Annotated in this window: 14 protein-coding genes; 8 read left to right on the top strand and 6 right to left on the bottom strand. The window is 43.2% G+C overall.

Annotated features, from left to right (window positions below):
* From topA to ftsH, 3 genes are all read right to left on the bottom strand, one after another.
* A complete protein-coding gene (topA, locus tag H6G92_RS11585) occupies window positions 1-2,169 on the bottom strand; it encodes a type I DNA topoisomerase (RefSeq protein WP_190893842.1) in 2,169 nt (722 codons plus the stop codon).
* 270 nt (window positions 2,170-2,439) lie between these two features.
* The gene (locus H6G92_RS11580) at window positions 2,440-3,360 is read right to left on the bottom strand and encodes a DUF928 domain-containing protein (protein ID WP_199344783.1); all 921 of its coding nucleotides are present in this window, start codon (window positions 3,358-3,360) and stop codon (window positions 2,440-2,442) included.
* 220 nt (window positions 3,361-3,580) lie between these two features.
* Window positions 3,581-5,470: an ATP-dependent zinc metalloprotease FtsH gene (gene ftsH, locus H6G92_RS11575; protein WP_190893841.1), complete on the bottom strand. Its 1,890-nt coding sequence runs from the start codon at window positions 5,468-5,470 to the stop codon at window positions 3,581-3,583.
* Window positions 5,471-5,774: 304 nt separating this feature from the next.
* Between ftsH and H6G92_RS11570 the strand changes: the two genes are divergently transcribed.
* Window positions 5,775-6,320, top strand: a complete 546-nt coding sequence (locus H6G92_RS11570; RefSeq protein WP_190893840.1) for an NADPH-dependent FMN reductase — start codon at window positions 5,775-5,777, stop codon at window positions 6,318-6,320.
* Window positions 6,321-6,416: 96 nt separating this feature from the next.
* Here H6G92_RS11570 and H6G92_RS11565 read toward each other — a convergent pair whose 3' ends face one another.
* Complete coding sequence (locus tag H6G92_RS11565) at window positions 6,417-7,535, bottom strand: ferrochelatase (RefSeq protein WP_190893839.1); 1,119 nt, start codon at window positions 7,533-7,535, stop codon at window positions 6,417-6,419.
* Window positions 7,536-8,106: 571 nt separating this feature from the next.
* On the opposite strand from H6G92_RS11565, the gene H6G92_RS11560 reads away from it, so the two are divergent.
* From H6G92_RS11560 to H6G92_RS11545, 4 genes are all read left to right on the top strand, one after another.
* On the top strand, window positions 8,107-8,706 hold the full coding sequence (locus H6G92_RS11560) for a hypothetical protein (protein WP_190893838.1): 600 nt from the start codon (window positions 8,107-8,109) through the stop codon (window positions 8,704-8,706).
* 160 nt (window positions 8,707-8,866) lie between these two features.
* Window positions 8,867-10,129 carry an MFS transporter gene (locus H6G92_RS11555; protein ID WP_190893837.1) on the top strand — a complete coding sequence of 421 codons (1,263 nt, stop codon included), beginning with the start codon at window positions 8,867-8,869 and terminating at the stop codon, window positions 10,127-10,129.
* Between the two features lie 132 nt (window positions 10,130-10,261).
* Window positions 10,262-12,151 (top strand): biosynthetic-type acetolactate synthase large subunit, encoded by a 1,890-nt coding sequence (gene ilvB, locus H6G92_RS11550; RefSeq protein ID WP_190893836.1) that lies wholly within the window; start codon window positions 10,262-10,264, stop codon window positions 12,149-12,151.
* Window positions 12,152-12,612: 461 nt separating this feature from the next.
* Entirely contained in the window at window positions 12,613-13,074 is a 462-nt protein-coding gene (locus H6G92_RS11545; RefSeq protein WP_190893835.1) for a tellurite resistance TerB family protein, read from the top strand.
* 240 nt (window positions 13,075-13,314) lie between these two features.
* On the opposite strand, the gene H6G92_RS11540 is transcribed toward H6G92_RS11545, so the two are convergent.
* Window positions 13,315-13,914: a hypothetical protein gene (locus H6G92_RS11540; protein WP_190893834.1), complete on the bottom strand. Its 600-nt coding sequence runs from the start codon at window positions 13,912-13,914 to the stop codon at window positions 13,315-13,317.
* A gap of 234 nt (window positions 13,915-14,148) precedes the next feature.
* Here H6G92_RS11540 and dacB point away from each other — a divergent pair, with 234 nt between their 5' ends.
* The gene (gene dacB, locus H6G92_RS11535) at window positions 14,149-15,618 is read left to right on the top strand and encodes a D-alanyl-D-alanine carboxypeptidase/D-alanyl-D-alanine endopeptidase (protein ID WP_313889957.1); all 1,470 of its coding nucleotides are present in this window, start codon (window positions 14,149-14,151) and stop codon (window positions 15,616-15,618) included.
* A 16-nt stretch (window positions 15,619-15,634) separates the two neighbouring features.
* Here dacB and H6G92_RS11530 read toward each other — a convergent pair whose 3' ends face one another.
* Window positions 15,635-16,138 carry a GNAT family N-acetyltransferase gene (locus H6G92_RS11530; protein WP_190893833.1) on the bottom strand — a complete coding sequence of 168 codons (504 nt, stop codon included), beginning with the start codon at window positions 16,136-16,138 and terminating at the stop codon, window positions 15,635-15,637.
* 217 nt (window positions 16,139-16,355) lie between these two features.
* Between H6G92_RS11530 and H6G92_RS11525 the strand changes: the two genes are divergently transcribed.
* Window positions 16,356-17,402, top strand: a complete 1,047-nt coding sequence (locus H6G92_RS11525) for a zinc-dependent dehydrogenase (protein WP_190893938.1) — start codon at window positions 16,356-16,358, stop codon at window positions 17,400-17,402.
* Window positions 17,403-17,486: 84 nt separating this feature from the next.
* Window positions 17,487-18,782, top strand: a complete 1,296-nt coding sequence (locus H6G92_RS11520) for an inorganic phosphate transporter (protein ID WP_190893832.1) — start codon at window positions 17,487-17,489, stop codon at window positions 18,780-18,782.
* Window positions 18,783-18,965: the final 183 nt, after the last annotated feature.

Here is an 18,965-nt window from a genome sequence, read left to right as displayed (position 1 = left end):
TTAAATTTTTGATATCTCCCCAAACTTAGGACTCCACCACCCTTTTTGGGTACTGAAATAAGCTACATCTTTATGTTTGGTATCCTTACGAGATTGTGGGTCAGAACATCGCAACATTGTCTTACTCTGCCCCTCTTTGATGTAACTGTACTCCTCTAAAGGTTTCTTACATACCGGGCAGGGATATGCCGTCATCTTCACGGGAGGCTTTTGTTGATTTTCAGTTTGGACTGTTTTAGTTTGTGGTGGCTGCCAAGTTTTGTTAAAGTCGCTCCAAAATAGCACGACATTTTCACAGCCTTTTGTACATTTGAGGAAATATTTCTTTTTAACCTTAATACTCGGAATTTTTGCGAGAAAATTTTTGCATTCAGGGCATCGAGTCTTGGAAGTTTCATATTTGCGATCGCTTATCACATTAGCTTTTACTATTGAGGAACTTGGAACTATAGTTTTAGCTTTGGAAAGCGCTGGTATAAAGTAATTCTGATTCCAACTAGTTAAATAATGCTGCCAAGAGTTTTTTCCTTCAGAAATTGCATCAAGAGCATCTTCCATTTTCGCTGTGAATTCAGCCTCAAGTAAATCCGGCAGTGCTTTGAGCAAAAACGCATCAACTTCTAACCCTAACGCTGTAGGCTGAAGATGGTCTTTTTTCAACTCGACATAATTGCGTTTTTTTAAGGTAGCAACAGTAGGAGCATAAGTACTTGGGCGACCAATACCTTTACGTTCCATCAATTGCACCAATTTGGGTTCACTATAACGGGGTGGTGGCTGCGTTTGCTTTTTCTCATGTCCAGCATTCTCTAGTTTTAATGCTTGTCCCTGTTGTAATGAAGGTAAAACACTATCCTTGCTGAGATTATTCCAGTACCGAGCATAACCGTAAAATTCAATCACTTGTCCTCTGGCTGACCACAGTAGGGAACCAGACTGAGTAATCACCAAAGTTTTACGCAATTGGGCAGCACGACACTGAGAGGCAATTGACCTTTTCCAGATCATCACATACAAATTAAACTCATCATCTGGAAGTTCTAAACGCAACTGAACTGAGGGACGAAATACATCTGTTGGACGAATCGCTTCATGTGCTTCTTGAGCCGATTTGCTACTGCGATGCTTGGCAACTTGCTGCGGTACATTCGGCGGGTCGTTTTGCTCTAACCATTTACGGGCGCTGGCACAAAATTCTGGACTCAGCATTACTGAGTCTGTTCGCATATATGTTATCAACCCTGCTTCATAAAGCTTTTGGGCAACAACCATAGTTTTGTCGGGAGCAAACCTCAGCTTTGAACCGGCTGCTTGCTGAAGGCTGGAAGTTGTAAATGGTGGAGGTGGCTGGCGGTTAACGATTTTTCCTTCAAAATGAATCACCCGATGAGGATGTCGCTGTGCTTCTTCAACTAAACGTGTAGCCTCTGCTTCGGAAAGAACACGCTTAGACTCTGGTGTTTCTGGACTATTACCCACTTTCGCGTCATCGTGAGTTTCAGTTTCTTGGTCTGCTGCATCTTTTGCAGAATCAACCGTACCTTTGTAAAAAGCCCGAAATCCTTCCGCATAATCTACCCAGACACTCCAGTAATCTTGGGGGACAAAAGCCAGAATTTCGTTTTCTCGCTGACAAATCAGGTGCAACGTGGCGCTTTGGACTCTGCCAACACTCTTAGCGCCGTTATTCAATGCCCAAACTAAAGGGCTACCCTTGTAACCTACCAGCTTATCTAGGCAATCTCGGCACAACCCAGCACCGATTAAGTTTTGGTCTAGCTTTCTGGGATTAGCGATCGCACTCTGCACCGCCGATGCTGTAATCTCAGTATAAATTACTCGTTTCGGTTCCCTTAAACCCAGCGTTTCTTTGAGATGCCAAGCGATTGTCTCGCCTTCCCGGTCTGGGTCAGTTGCTAAAACAACTTCATCAACCTGCCTTACCGCAGACTTGAGCTTCTGGATGGTTTCCTTCGCTCGTTGGTCACGCGGGACGTAATTGCACCGCACATTACTGCCGTCCATGACGAAGCCCAAGGAATCGTCCCCTTCATTGCTGAGTTCTCGGATATGACCACAACTGGCTAGAACTTTCCAATCCGAACCCAGAATTTGACTGAGTTTTTTGACTTTTCCCGGAGATTCCACCACAAGCAGGCGTTTGATCATAGCAACTCCGTTTTCGATGCTCTATGTTGAATAATTTGTAACAACAAGCAATTCCATCGTATATTTTAGTATATATGTATCATCTACAGAACTCATATTTGATTTTTGAAAAAATTCAGTATAACTCAAAGAGGCTTCTTGACTGTTGCCTTCTTACGCAAATAATTCCAGAAATCAAATCGGATTGTTATAGTGCTTTTATTACTTTTAAATTGAAGCGTAAAAAACCCGGCTTCTCTATGAGAACCGGGTTTTTAAGTAATTGTTAATTTATTTCTGGGCAGTACAACAGGGCAATAAAGGCTTGTTTACAACTTCTTTAATGTCTACTGAATTTAACAAATCTTCCCAATATTTCTGAACTTCGGGATCATTAGGACGCTGGCTGCGTAAATTAGCTAAAGTTCTCAAAGCATCTTCCCAAAATCCGGCTGTTGCAAATAAAACTGCACGATCTAAGTCTGTGTTTGGTTGGTTTAGCTGAAGAGATAGGTTTTCATCTTGCGATCGCACAATTGTACCTTGTACATACGAGTCTTTATCGCGGTTACTCGGATCACAAATCATCGCAAAAATCCAATTATACTCTTTACCGATTTGTAGAGATGGCTGATTAACAGGTAAATTTACACTAACAATACCATTCTGCCCAACAGGTTTGAAAGTTCCCTTATACAATGGGTCAACGCTATCATCATCCTGCAAAACAAATTCTAGTGCTTGCACTGTTGTCGAGGTTTGAGGAATGTAGAAATAGAATGTGGGACGCTCTGCTGTGGTTCGTTGAGCTTCTTTATCTGTTGGTGTCAGGGGAATAATATATTGTCCAGTTTGAAAGCAACTTCCTCGTGTTCCTGCTGACCTTACCCTACCAGGTCTACCTGGAACAAAGGCGATACGATTTCTAGCGTTACCCCGTTTAATATAACCTGTTACATTTCTAATTGCAGCAGTAGCATACCTATCTCCAGGACGTAGCCGTTCTGCTTGCTGAAAATATCCTAAAGCTTTTCTGTAGTTTCTTCGTTTGGTTTCATTATAGCCATTTACCATATATTGGGTGTAAGCAGATTTGGCTTGTGCCAGTTGGTAAACTGACTCTGTTGCCAAAACTTGAGTAGTCCTTACAGACTCGAAGGGGAGAAATGCTAAAGCAGCAAGCAGATAGCTTGCCCAAAATCTATATTTCATGATGTTTATGTCCACTTGTAGTACATTGTTTGGGTATATATAATACAATACCCTAAGCTTTACAGTGGCAAGACTTTGTGTGTGCTAGTTTTTGCGAAGGCTGAGGTCGCCTTCTGAATTTTTTCCAACAAAATTCCCGACTTCTTAAAAAAGTCGGGAATCTGAGCCTTTGAATTTTCACTAGTCTAAAGTCGATAGACTGTTGGCTTTTATCTATTCCCTAATGAGGTACAGCCAATTGTTCATCGGCTACCTGAACATGATCAGCAACAATTTGGCGGAATAAATCGCCTTCAATTGTCTCCTGTTCGGCTAGCAAATCTACTAAACGTTCCAAAACTATGCGGTTTTCTTCCAATAGTTCTTTGGCTTTGATGTAGGAATTGTTAACAATTTCCCGCACTTGCGAATCAATTTTGGCGGCAATTTCCTCAGAATAGTCTGATTTATTCATCCAGTCGCGTCCTAAAAATACTTCTGCACTCTGATTTTCTAGTGACAATGGGCCTAATTCTGACATCCCGAAGCGTGTTACCATCTGCCGTGCCATCCCTGTCACCTGTTGCAAGTCATTGCTTGCACCTGTGGTCACTTCTGGCTTCCCAAAAACGATTTCCTCGGCGGCGCGACCACCCAAGGTAGCAGTAATCCTGGATTTGAGTTGGGAACGGGAAATTAACCCCTGTTCTTCGTTGGGAGTAAACCAAGTTAATCCTAGTGCTTGTCCTCGTGGAATTAATGTAACTTTCTGCACCGGGTCATGGTTTTTGAGCAATGTACCTACTAAAGCGTGCCCAACTTCATGATAGGCAATCAAGCGTTTGCTCTTGCTGTCTACTAAGGCGGTACCTTCCATACCTGCAACAACTCGATCTACAGCAGCATCAATTTCTAAAAGGGTGACAGCTTCTTTGCGTCTCCTCGCAGTGAGAATAGCGGCTTCGTTGAGTAAGTTAGCTAAGTCTGCGCCAGTAAATCCAGGAGTGCGGCGAGCGATCGCTTCTAATGATACGCTAGGATCAATTTTCTTATTCCGAGCGTGGACTTTCAAAATTTCCAGTCGCCCTTTCAGATCCGGTGCATCCACCATCACTTGTCTGTCAAAGCGTCCCGGTCTGAGCAGTGCTGCATCTAAGACATCTGGACGGTTAGTGGCAGCAATAATAATGATGCCTGTGTTACCTTCAAAACCGTCCATTTCGGTGAGGAGTTGGTTGAGGGTTTGTTCGCGCTCATCGTTACCGCCACCGATCCCAGCACCCCGTTGTCTACCTACTGCGTCAATTTCATCGATAAATATTAAGCAAGGAGCATTATCTTTGGCTTTCTTGAAGAGGTCGCGCACGCGAGATGCACCCACACCAACAAACATTTCCACAAATTCCGAGCCGGAAATACTGAAGAATGGTACACCTGCTTCACCTGCGATCGCTTTTGCAAGTAAAGTTTTACCAGTACCAGGAGGGCCAATTAACAGCACGCCTTTGGGAATCCGTGCGCCTACAGCAGTAAATCTTTCTGGCTGTTTCAGAAAAGTAACAACTTCTTCGAGTTCTTCTTTTGCTTCTTCAACCCCGGCGACATCTTCAAATTTCACTCCAGTTTTTGCTTCCATTTGGAAGCGAGCTTTGGATTTGCCGAAATTCATCGCTTGGCTAGAAGCATTAGTAGAGCGCCGCAGGAATAATAGCATTAAAGCCACCAATGGCAAAATCCACATGAGATTGATCAACAGCCCAACAGCAGCTCGACTGTTAGCAGAGGAAACCTCGCCAAAATCAACATTCTTATCTTTGAGAATGTTAATTAACTCTGTGTTTTGTGCTAGAAGTCTCACCTGTTGCGGTGGTGTATTCTCCTTTTGCCCCTTGAGATAAACTCTTGCTAGCTGTTCGGTTTCGTCAAGCTCTACTTTTTGGATTTCTCCCGCCTTTGCTTTCTTGATCAAGTCACCATAATTTAGAGCAGTGCTCTCTGCTTTTTGTGCCAAGACGGGAGAAGCCGAGAACATTCCTGGCAACATAATCAAGCTAGCTGCGATTGCACCAACCCAAGCAACACGCTTTGATGACTGCCTTTTTATCAATGCTTTTTTTCCCAAATTTGTCATAATAATTACCTTTTGTCTGGTGGCACAAGTTGAGCTATGGTTTTATGCCTATTCTTCTAGCAAAAATTGTAATAACTGGAAATTACACTTTTCTTATCTAGTCTAACTTCCACACAAAAGCATTCCCAAGTTTCTTCCGGCTATCACATCAAGTTGAGCAAACTGGATAATTATTCTGGCTCCTGACTGTAGATATTAATTTGACACATTCTGACACAAATCGCTAAGATAAGCATAATCATAACGATTCCGCTTTTCAAAAAAATCTGGTGATAGTAGCTAGTTAATAGTTTGTTGCTTAATTATGGTGAGAATTGTTGGCATTGGTGGTAGTTTAAGACCCAACTCCTATACCCAGCTTGCTTTACTTTTAGCAGTGCAAAGGGTAGAAGCCCTCGGTGCAGAGGTGGAAATTCTTGATTTAAGGCAGTTGCATTTACCGTTTTGTACTGGCGCAAAGGAGTATCCAGAGTATCCAGATGTTCAGCGGTTGCAAGATACAGTCAGTCGCGCCGATGGGTTAATTTTAGCGACACCTGAGTATCATGGTGGTGTTAGTGGTGTCCTGAAAAATGCCCTGGATTTGATGAGTTTTGAGCAACTGTCTGATAAAGTGACAGGACTAATTAGTGTTTTGGGTGGTCAGTCTAATAGTAATGCTTTAAATGACCTACGGCTAATTGTCCGTTGGGTACATGGTTGGGTGATTCCAGAACAAATTGCGATCGGACAAGCTTGGGGTGCTTTCAGTCCTGAAGGCAAACTAGTAGATGAGAAGCTCTCTCAAAGATTTGATCAATTTGCTCAAAGTTTAGTTGATAACACTCGCAAGCTGCGGGGCGTAAATTAGTTGTAGGGTGGGCATAGCTATGCCCACCCCTACAAGAACTAAAACTAATCAGTGATGATTAGAATCCTCGTGCGTTCACGCCGAGGATTACATTAATTAATGATGATGGTGGTGGTGATGATGATCCCCAGCAAGTTGGGGATTAACTGCCAAAGTTTGCTCTGACAACAGCTCTGCAATATGAGCATCAGCCCATTGGGCAGCCATTGCCATAAATTCTGGATGATCGTTGACGCAAGCCATTTGCACGTAGTTCGTACCAGGATGCTGTTTTTCCAAAGCATGGATGATATGGTGTACATCCAATAAAGTTTCGTGGTTTTCTGTGGCAAAGCCAATTGGCATAAAAATTACCACTTTTGCACCTAATTGAATCAGGTTATTTGCAGCCTGTTCTGCATTTGGCTGTGTCCAATCAATTAAGGGCGTGTCATGGTTGAGCCAACCCACCGAGATTAAGGGATAGCGGTTAATCAACTTATCTCGTACCAAATCGTACATTGCTTCACTTTCGGCAATTCCAGAAGTGAAGCCTTTAGCTTTATGGGGACAGCCGTGGTTCATTAGGACAATGCCGATTTGAGAAGGTAGATAAGCTGCTGCTAATTCAGCAATTTTCTCCTCAACCAGATGAGCCATTAAATCGATGTAAGCTGGTTCGTTGAAGAAAGAAGGAATGTAACGCTGTGCTTTAACCCAGTGTTCTTCACCATCAGTCAACTCAACGAGAGCATTGTTAACTTGCTCGATCGCAATCCCACTGGTAAAGATAGAATCAACAACCAGCAGTGGGTAAATCAGCAGCTTATCGAAGCCTTGGTTTTTGATTTCTGCTAGAACTTGATTAGGAAGAAAAGGGGCGCAGAAGTTGAAAGCCTTGAAAACTTGGACACTCTCACCCCATTTTTCTTGTAATTGCTTTTCGATACCAGCCCGTTGCTGTTCAAAGATGGCATTGTGTGGGGAGATAAAATCGTGATGTGTGTGTCCCCACTCATGGCGGTCAAATAGCGCCAAAAGCTTTGCTAGGGGGGGATAAATCCAGGTTGGCACCGGTGCGAATTTTGCTGTCAGTAGATTTAAAGCCTGTTCGTTATAGTTGGCGAAATCTTCGTAGCTTTCGACTTCGCCGTAGCCCATAAGCAGTACGGCTACACGGTCTTTACCTGATAGATGCTCGTGGGTGTGTTGTACTTTTTCCGGCGTGGCAACCACAATGAGTTCCTCAATATAACCAGAGTGCAGAGAAATATAAAGTTAGGGAATAGCTTACACATTTTCCCTACTCTACTAGTAACTTATTATCCCATCCAGGGGGATAGGATAGGTGAGAAAATCAAAATAATACATCAAAAGACATACTACGAGTATTACTGCATACTGAGCAATTCTCATCTAGTGATGCCGATTCCCATTGTGGCCTTGGGTGTGAAAAATTGAAAATTAACGTAGAAGTTGTTTAATCAAAGGACTTAAAGTCTGGAACACTCAAGTTTGTCGGGCTTGACGATATCAGGTATTGTTTGAATTTTGACATATATATAAGACTTACACACAGGTAACGGAAAACGAACCACAGAGGACGCAGAGGTCACGGAGAAATGAGAGTTTTAGAGGGTTTTTACATAAGCCCTAATATGTTTTAAATGTTCAACAAGCTGAAAAACTCAGTTTTATCTCAAGTCCAATTCCCATTGCCTGATTTATGTCAGGGTTAACAATTAATAAATCCCTATAGTAATTTTAAGTTATTAATAATTGTGAAAGCTGCTAACCCAATAGACAAATGAGTATAATTATTTGCCCTGGAATCCATGAACCAGAATTAACTGAAAGCTTTAGATTCGGATTGTTAGATTTAGTTTCTAATTGCACAATCGGTCATAAAACAGCAAATATACTGGTATTTCCGAGTCAGGATTTATTGGTTCTATCAGCATTTCATATCTTGCAGTTTTTGCGCGATCGCTTGGGCGATCAGCTAAAATCGCCAATTATATTCATTAGCTTTAGTGCTGGCGTAGTCGGGGCAATAGGGGCAGCGCATTTGTGGCAACTCTTAGGTGGTCGTGTCAAAGCATTTATTGCTATAGATGGATGGGGAGTGCCACTACAGGGTAATTTTCCTATTCATCGGATGAGTCATGATTATTTCACCCATTGGAGTTCGTGTTTGCTAGGTAGTGGGCAAAATAACTTTTATGCAGATCCCGCAGTTGATCATTTGTCCATGTGGCAATGTCTAACGACAAGCCGCTCTGCGTCTACGCCCCAAACTGTACAGGGTTGGTGGGTAGATTCATCGATTGGAATTTCTCCACCCAAGGGTCATCTGACAGCAGCTGAATTTTTGCATATGCTGTTAAAGCACTATGAAGCAAATTAGTCCGGACAACAGAATTAGGAGTTAGGAGTTAGAAAGTTAGGGGTGGAGAAGGGAACAGGTTACAGGTGATAGTCAATAAAAACTATCTCCTATCCCCTATCCACTATCCCATATCTCCTATCCCCTGCCCCATCTACCCTAGTCACTATCCCAAAGTATAATGTTTCCAACAGAACCGGCTGCTGTTAATAACGGGTTTGGCGCACTGCTAAAAAACCGTGGTTTTATGCTCCTGTGGATTGGGCAACTGGTGTCCCAGTTAGCAGATAAGATCTTCTTCGTTTTGATGATTGCTCTGCTGGAGAACTACTCTCCACCTGCTGGGTTGGCACAAAACTCAATGTACTCAACTTTGATGCTGGCCTTTACAATACCAGCGATTTTGTTTGGTTCTGCTGGTGGTATCTTTGTTGACCGCTTGCCAAAAAAGCTGATTATGGTCGGCTCAGATGTCGTGCGTGGGCTGTTAACCCTGTGTCTTCCCTTTTTGCCAAGGGAATTCCTAATTCTGTTAATTTTAACTTTTGCTATTTCTTCAGTGACGCAGTTTTTTGCACCCGCAGAGCAAGCTGCTATTCCCCTGTTGGTAAAGCGAGAAAATTTGTTGGCAGCCAATGCACTCTTTAGTAGCACGATGATGGGAGCTTTAATTGTTGGCTTTGCAATCGGAGAGCCGATTTTGAGTTTGTCGAAAAACTTGATGGGAGCAGAATACGGCCAAGAGCTTGTGGTTGGGGGATTATATATATTATCGGCTGTGATCATGCAGCCGATTAAGTTTAAAGAAGACAACCCCCACGGGGAAGGCTGGGCATCAAATCACCCTTGGGCCGAATTCACCGCCAGCCTGCGCTATCTCAAGAAAAACCGTTTGATATTGAATGCCATGCTGCAAGTGACAACCTTATATTGTGTGTTTGCAGCCTTAACGGTGCTGACAATTCAATTAGCCGAGGAGTTTGGTCTTAAAGAAAAACAGTTTGGCTTTTTCTTAGCAGCAGCCGGAGTGGGTATGGTATTTGGTGCGGCGATTTTAGGTCACTGGGGTGATAAATTGCATCACAAGCCCTTACCTTTAATTGGATTTTTGATGATGGCACTGGTTTTAGGAGTCTTCACTTTTACGCACAATTTATTAGTGGCACTAGGACTCTGTGCATTTTTGGGTGTAGGTGCTTCCCTTATTGGCGTACCCATGCAGACTTTAATTCAACAGCAAACACCACCTACCATGCATGGTAAAGTATTTGGCTTTCAAAATCATGCTGTTAACATTGCTCTGGCGTTACCCCTGGCAATTACTGGGCCATTAACTGATGCTCTCGGCTTGCGAACTGTGCTTGTAGGAATGAGTATTGTTGTCGTAGTTGTCGGTGTTTGGGCTTGGCAAAATACCCGCCGAGTCTTGCAAGACGTAATTTAATTAATGTAGGCTAATAGTCTAGGTTTATATTTAATATAAAAATTAATAAGATTTTGATTGAAGTTTTCAATTAAAATGAAATCTTAACTACAGAATTCAGCATTAACTTTAGCTATAGTCTGAGGTTTGACCGTGCGATCGCTTTCCCAAATCAGTCTCCCACAAACCGAGAATCACAAACAGTCTCGTACTTCTAGCTCGCCAGTCGTGCCCAAACGTGCATCTGGCGGTTTTGCTCTGCTTGACAGCCTTCATCGCCATGGCGTTGATTATATTTTTGGTTATCCTGGTGGGGCAATTCTACCAATTTACGACGACCTGTATAAGGTGGAAGCAACTGGTGCTATGAAGCACATTCTCGTGAGACACGAACAAGGCGCAGCCCACGCCGCCGATGGTTACGCCCGTGCCACAGGGAAAGTAGGAGTATGCTTTGGGACTTCTGGCCCAGGAGCAACTAACTTGGTAACGGGGATCGCCACCGCCTACATGGATTCAATCCCGATGATTGTGGTTACGGGACAGGTAGCACGGCCGTCGATTGGTACAGATGCTTTTCAAGAAACCGATATTTACGGGATTACGCTACCGATCGTCAAGCACTCCTATGTAGTGCGTGACCCCAAAGATATGGCGCGAATTGTCGCCGAAGCCTTCCACATCGCTAGTACTGGGCGTCCGGGGCCAGTTTTGATTGATGTCCCCAAAGATGTAGCTTTAGAAGAATTTGACTATGTGCCTGTAAAACCAGGTTCAGTAAAATTGCGTGGTTATCGTCCCACGGTGAAGGGAAATCCCCGGCAAATTCATGCCGCGATCCAGTTGATTACTGAAAGTCGCCGTCCTCTACTGTATGTCGGTGGTGGTGCGATCGCAGCTGGTGCTCATGAAGAAATCAAACAGCTAGCTGAATTATTCAATATCCCTGTCACCACAACCTTAATGGGGATCGGTGCCTTTGACGAACATCATCCCCTAGCTTTGGGAATGTTGGGGATGCACGGCACAGCTTACGCTAACTTCGCCGTTAGTGATTGTGACTTGCTGATTTGCGTTGGCGCTAGATTTGACGATCGCGTTACAGGCAAGTTAGACGAATTCGCCTCCCGCGCCAAAGTAATTCACATCGACATCGATCCGGCAGAAGTCGGCAAAAACCGCGTACCCGAAGTGCCCATCGTTGGCGATGTGCGGAATGTGTTAGTAGACTTGTTGCGTCGCTGCAAAGAAACAGGCGTTAAGGCTACACCTAATCAAAACCAAGAGTGGTTGAATTTAGTCAACCGTTGGCGCGATGAGTATCCTTTAATAGTGCCGCAGCATCCCGACAGCATTTCACCCCAAGAAGTTATTGTAGAAGTCAGTCGCCAAGCACCCCAAGCTTTCTACACCACAGATGTGGGACAACATCAAATGTGGGCGGCGCAATTCCTCAAGAATGGACCAAGACGCTGGATTTCTAGTGCTGGTTTGGGAACGATGGGTTTTGGCTTACCTGCGGCAATGGGCGCGAAAGTGGCGTTTCCTGATGAGGAAGTCATCTGTATTAGCGGTGATGCTAGTTTCCAAATGTGTTTGCAGGAACTGGGGACACTTGCACAGTATGGAATAAATGTCAAGACACTAATTATCAATAACGGCTGGCAAGGAATGGTGCGCCAATGGCAGCAAGCCTTCTATGGTGAGCGTTACTCCTGCTCAAACATGGAAGTAGGGATGCCAGATGTGGAGTTATTGGCAAAAGCTTATGGCATTAAAGGCATGGTAATTAGCGATCGCAGTCAATTAAAAGATGCGATCGCTGAGATGCTAGCACACAAAGGCCCGGTGATTGTGAATGTCCACGTCACCAGAGACGAAAACTGCTATCCAATGGTAGCCCCTGGTAAAAGCAACGCTCAAATGGTCGGTTTGCAGAAGCAACCGCCAAAAGCGGCAGCAGAGCCATTGTATTGTAGCAACTGCAATGCAAAAAATGCTCCTACCCATAACTTCTGTGCTGAGTGTGGGACGAAGCTGTAACGCTTTTTGATAATTTAGACCTTTAGATTTTGGTGTCGTTTGAAACTCTAAATGCAAGATTTGGTTGGCGATTTGCAGGAACGTCACCGAATCAGCGCCTTTTAGGGAATGAAACAGCCCTGCCTTGGAAAGGGGGGAAAAAAGAAATCTAGTTCCCTCCCCAATACATACGGGGAGGGTTAGGGTGGGGTAAAATCCTGGTTAATCAGCTATTTCAGACTTGTGTGTACACCGTATCCTTTTAGGCTACGCAGCGTACACAAGTAATAAAAACCTCGATCGCTCAAGACAACTTAACCGTTTTTATACGCAGATGAATATATTCTCTGCGTATTTTTTATGAAAAAAAGATTCATCCCAATGTATATTTCTGCATTCTTTTGGGAATCATAAATTGAGGAAGCATGATAAACCGCAAAATATGGCTTCCTGAAATATCACGTAACTTTTAAAGGATAATTATGTCTAAACGCAAGTTGCCCAAAGGACGTAGTGTTAGTTCAGTTGCTCTAGAACCAGAAGTTGCGATCGCACTCCTTGGACTATTTTCCGCAGCTGCTGACGGTGAAGGTATTTCTTCAGTAGAAGAATACGCTTTAAGTGAATTTCTCGGTCAGGTTAGCTTATTTGAAGATTATTCTGAAGAAGACTTTGAAGAATTAACCGAAAAAGTCGTCAGCTTGATTGAAGAAGAAGAACCAGAAGATTTAATTGCCCAGTCCATCGAATCCTTACCCAATAGAGGTTATCGTGAAGCTGCATACATCACAGCTATCTTAGTTGTGGGGATTGACGAAGAAGTACCCGAAGCTGAACAAGATTATATCTCTGAACTTCAAGAAGCCTTAAAAATTTCAGACGAACGCGCACAAGAACTTATAGACGCAGTGTTCGGAGAGGAAGAAGAGGAAGAAGAGGAGTAATCTTTTTTGAATTGCAACCTCAGTCATCTACCATCATTAATTTGGGGTTGCTAATTTAGAGGATGAAATAATTTTGTTTGAGTTAAGTTGTTCAGATTCCCGACTTCATGAAGAAGTTGGGAATTTTGCACATTATTAAAATTAATCCGATAGAGCAATACAGTTCAGAATGAGCAACAAAACCCTTATTGTAGAGACGCGATTTATCGCGTCTTCTGAACCGTATTGTCCGATAGACCACTAATTAGAAATTGGTACATTTTTAAATGCGGCTGTATCTGGCACAAAAATGTCCAAGTTATTAACACCATCGGGAACTCTTAGCCAGATATAAGCATCTGCGGAGGCTTGTGGGCGTACTTGAAACAAAGAAACGCTTCCTGTTGAGCGATTAAGAGCAACTCCTTTGTAGGTTACGCTAGTCTCAGGATTGCGGGCTGTTGTACTAGCAACCGATATAATATCGCCACCAACAACTCCGTCTGTGGCAAGGCGACGAATTCGCATTTGCAGATTTACCACATCACGGTTTCCAGTTTCTGGATCTTTAATTCGTTTTGCTGAAAGTACCTCAACTTCTGCCTTTTTGCCAAAAGCAGGCTGCACAAATTGACCAGGGCTAATTGCTGAAGTTGTAGCAGTAGCTGGGGATGGTGAGATCGTTGCTTGTGGAGAAGTTGTAGCTGTAGGACTTGGCACTTGAGTGGGAATGGTGTTGCTGACTGTATTACTAGCATTCAGTGTCTGCCGCAACGTGAAAACTTCATAAGCTACATAGCCGCTACATCCTAAAGCCAAAGTAGAGAGTAATACAGCTACACCAGATAAAAATGTACTCACACCATTGCCTCGATTTCGTATTTCTGTATATGCAGGTTGACTTAGGTTTCTATTTCGTAGTCCCATAAATTATGTTTGTGCGTAGGCGCAGCCCGTCGTAGACATCGCCCACGTATGAAACATGTGAACATCTTCCCTATACTAGTTAAGTAACTTTACTGAGCAATTACTTCTCTCTCCGGAAAGAAGTTGTTGGCCAAGTCAAAATATCTATCTTTGGGATAAGGAAAATTGGTGAGACTTAAGACTTTAAATCAACCACTGGGTGTTTTGTTAATATTTTTGACTAGCCAGATAGGATTTAGTTCTATTGCGAAAGCACAAACCCCAGTTGCACCAACAATTACCACAAAATCAATTTGCTCTACCCAACTGGGAACAGCTATAGATGCTGTAATCAATCGCCCCTTATTCAGTCGGGTGCGCTGGGGAATTTTGGTACAACCCCTGTCAACCGGGCAAACTCTTTACAGTCGAGATGCTCAAAAATATTTTACTCCCGCGTCTAACCTCAAATTGCTGACAACAGCAGCAGCATTGCAGCAATTGGGTGCTAATTTTCGGATTCGCACCTCTGTTTATCAGAATGGCAATGGTGTTTTACGTGTTGTCGGTAGGGGAGATCCTAGTTTAAGTGATGCTGAACTGCAAAAATTGGCACAGCAGCTCAAACAGAAAGGTATTACTCAAATTCAGCGATTGATAGCTGATGATAGTTATATTCAAGGTGATATTGTTAACCCCACCTGGCAATGGGAAGATGTGCAGTCAGACTATGGCGCACCAGTCAACAGCTTTATTCTGAATCAAAATCTTTTTAGCTTAAAACTTGTACCGCAGGCTGTAGGTAAATCTTTACAAGTCGTATGGACTGATGCTGGCGAAGCGAGACAGTGGCGGATAATGAATCAGTCAGTAACCGTTGCCCAAAATCAACCAAGCTACATCAATGTTACCCGCGAATTATCAGGAAAAGTATTACGAATTCAAGGACAACTGACAACAAATTCTGAACCGACTTTAATAGATTTGCCTGTAGTTGACCCTAATTATTACTTCTTACGGCGCTTCCGTACTGCTTTGGCAACAGAAAAAATTTCCTTGGGACAAACATTAATAGTAAATGGTGGTGTTAATCAAGAGGAAATAGCATTTGTAGAGTCGCCACCTTTAGCTGAATTATTAGCAGAGACAAATCTAAATAGTAATAATCTTTATTCTGAAGCACTGTTGAGAGCATTATCTGTAGAAAAACCCAAAGTAAAAAATCAGACTAGTGCTGATGTAGGTTTGGAAGTTGTCAAAGCGAGTTTAACTCTATTGGGAGTTGATCCAGCAAATTATATTTTAGTGGATGGTTCGGGTTTATCGCGTCGTAACTTAGTGACACCAGAAGCTTTTGTACAAACTTTGCGAGGAATAGCAAGAACACCAACAGCATATCTGTATCGCGCATCTTTACCCGTGGCGGGTAAAAGTGGAACCTTGAAGGGTCGTTTTCAAAACACATCTGCTGAGGGCATTGTGCAAGCCAAAACAGGTACGTTAACGGGTGTAGTTTCTCTATCTGGATATATGAATGCGCCTAAGTATGAGCCTTTAGTTTTTAGTATTATTGTGAATCAATCAGAACAACCTGCAACAGTTGTGCGGCAGGCAATTGATGAAATTGTTGTATTGTTAACGCAGTTGCAGCGTTGTTAATATTATTGCCATCAAATTAAACAACAGGTTGGCTAATTCGGAGTCCCATGATCACTAAGTCCCGTTCAACGCTATCAATTTCGGCGACTTCAGGTAAATGTCCCCAATGTTGAAAACCAAATGTTTCAAAAAGCTTTAGACTGGGTTGATTGTGAGCAAAGATGAAGCAAACTAGAGTCTTTAAACCCAAACTAGGACTTTCACTAATTGCTTGTGCTAATAGTTGTCGTCCCAAACCACACCGATGAAAGCTAGGGGCTATGTAAATACTAATTTCGGCAGTCTTACTATAGGCGGGCCGCCCATAAAAGGATTGGAAACTAAGCCATCCAGCAATTACTCCCTCTACTTCGATTACCCAAAGTGGCCGTTGTGAAGGCGATCGCGCCTTAAACCAAGGAAGGCGACTTTCCACAGATACTGGCTCTAAATCAGCAGTTGCCATGCGGCTAGGAATTGCAGCATTATAAATTGCCACAATTGCAGGCAAGTCAGTTTCAGTCGCATGGCGAATAGTCATTGCTACCGTCTCGGAGAAAATCTTGGGAAAATATTCAAAAATAATACAGCGTTACGGAAGCTGTAATCCTATCTCACCAGAATAGTTTTAGCTCCCCTTCGCACCGCTTGGATAGGATTTGCAGTTCCTCCGGTTCCTCCATCTACAGCTAAAATCTGATAACTTAACGTTGACTGCTAATGTTACATCTAGTATCGTTGAGCGGGGAAAAACCAACGTGAAAGCACAGGTATTTAGAGGCGTTAATCAACTGTCTTACGAAGATATCCCAGTTCCGACTCTGGAACCAGATGAAGTGCTGGTACAGGTGCGGGTTGTAGGGTTGTGTCAGTCAGATATAAAAAAAATTCGTTATCCACTGTATGAACCGCCGCGCATTTTTGGACATGAAACTGCCGGTACGATCGCAGCATTAGGCAATGATGTCAGAGGTTGGCAAGTTGGACAACGGGTAGCAGTGATGCACCACATCCCCTGTATGCGTTGCGCCTACTGCCTAAATGATAATTTCTCCATGTGTGATGTTTACAAAAACATCTCCACAACCGCAGGTTTTAACGCCAGTGGCGGCGGTTTTGCTGATTATGTCAAAGTTCCCGGACATATTGTCCAAAACGGTGGACTAATTCCCATCCCTGATAATATTAGTTTTGAAGAAGCGAGTTTTGTAGAACCGACTAACTGCTGCTTGAAAGCTGTGAAAAAAGCTCAAATTGCTCCAGGACAAACTGTATTAGTTACTGGTGCTGGGCCAATTGGGTTAATGTTTATCATGTTGGTGAAGTATTTTGGAGCAAAAGCGATCGCTACCGATTTACTACCATCTAGAATTGAAAAAGCCTTGAGTGTTGGTGCAGAAGCGGCTTTTGATGCTCGTGATCCCGATTTACCAGCAAAAATTCATGCCCTAACTGGTGGACTGGGTGTTGATGTTACCCTGCTAGCTGTTCCTAGTGAGAAAGCCTTCTTTCAAGCACTTGACTGTACCCGCAAAGGTGGAAAAATATTGTTTTTCGCCGAATTCCCTGATGAAGTAGAAATTCCCATCAACCCTAATATCCTCTACCGTCGGGAAATTGACTTAATCGGCAGTTATAGCTCATCTTATCGGCTTCAGAATCTATCAGCTGATATTGTCTTTAATCAGCGAATTGACGTGCAAGCATTGATTAGCGATCGCTATCCATTAAAAGATTTATCAGCAGCTGTCGAAGTTGCGATCGCACCCACACCAGATACTTACAAAATCCTAATTTATCCGTAAAATAACGTAGATATAGGGACGCAGGGAAATTATTCTTTGCGTCCTCGTCTCTTTTTCCCTTATCTCCCCATTAGCCCAAACAAAATGCTTATTACTCTAGTTGCAGTCGCCTTACTAGCTTTTTATGTCGCCTGGAATCTCGGAGCAAACGATGTTGCTAACGCGATGGGAACCTCTGTAGGTTCTAAAGCTGTTACCCTCAAACAAGCGATAATAATTGCTGGGGTATTAGAGTTTACGGGTGCTGTATTGTTTGGACATGAGGTAACGGAAACTCTCGCAACGAAAATTACCAATCCCGCTTTATTCGCAGCTACACCCCAAGTATTAGTTGCTGGGATGGTAACTGTATTAATTTCATGTGGTGTGTGGTTGCAAATTGCCACATCACGCGGTTTACCAGTATCCTCATCTCATGCGGTTGTTGGTGCGATCGCTGGATTTAGTTGGGTAGCTTTGGGAGTAGGTGCAATTGATTGGTCATCAATTGGCTTAATTACTATTGGCTGGGTTTTAACGCCGTTAATTAGTGGTGCGATCGCTGCTTTATTCTACAGTCAAATCAAGCACTGGATTTTGGATCAACCCAATCAAATAGTGCAGTTACAAGAATGGATTCCCTGGTTGAGTACTGCGCTGCTAGGTGTATTCGGCGTGATTGTATTACCATCGCTAACTCAACCGCTAACCAATTTTGTAATTGAGCAAGTTGGTTTTAACATCCCTGCTTACGACATCCCACTGTTAACGGGTGCAGTAGCAGCAGTTGGACTCACAATCATTAGTTGGCGACAGTTAGGCGAGATTGGTAGAGCAAAATTGGAGGAAAAATCTCTACCCCAGACTCAGGAATTACCATCAATCCAAAATCCAGTTGAGCGTTTATTCGCCAGATTCCAACTACTGAGTGCTTGCTTTGTAGCCTTTGCTCATGGTTCTAATGATGTGGGAAATGCGATCGCTCCTTTAGCTGCGATCGTCTACATCAATCGCACTGGTAGCGTACCTACAGATGGTATCACTATCCCCATTTGGATTTTAATCCTTGGTGGTGCTGGTATTGTTGGTGGATTAGCTGTCTGGGGTAAAAAAGTCATCGCCACTATTGGCGAAAACATTATTGCCCTGCAACCTAGTAGTGGATTTTGTGCCGAACTTGCTACTGCTACCACCATTCTCATCGCCTCCCGGCTAGGTTTACCGGTCTCCACCTCCCACGCTCTTGTCGGCGGTGTAGTTGGTATTGGACTAGTGCAAAATCTCAAGTCGATTAAGTTCAAAACACTACAAGGAATTGCTGCCGCATGGCTAATTACAATCCCCGTAAGTGCTGTTCTTAGCGCTGCCATCTTTAGCATCGCCCGGATCTTATTTCTCTAAGAATTATTAATATTTTCCTAACTTTTTCCTCTACTTCATCTACTCAAAGTAGAACATAGACTGCAACAACGCCAAAAAAGCGCGTTTTTGCAGAATTGCTGCTCATTCATTAGAATGTTGTGCAGGGGATAGCGTAACTTTGAATTTCCACAGAAAGATACTTTAATCTCCATTTAGAGATAT

This window comes from Nostoc foliaceum FACHB-393, from assembly GCF_014698505.1.
Classification (GTDB): Bacteria; Cyanobacteriota; Cyanobacteriia; order Cyanobacteriales; family Nostocaceae; genus Nostoc; species Nostoc foliaceum_A.
This window is presented reverse-complemented; position numbering and strand designations above follow the sequence as displayed.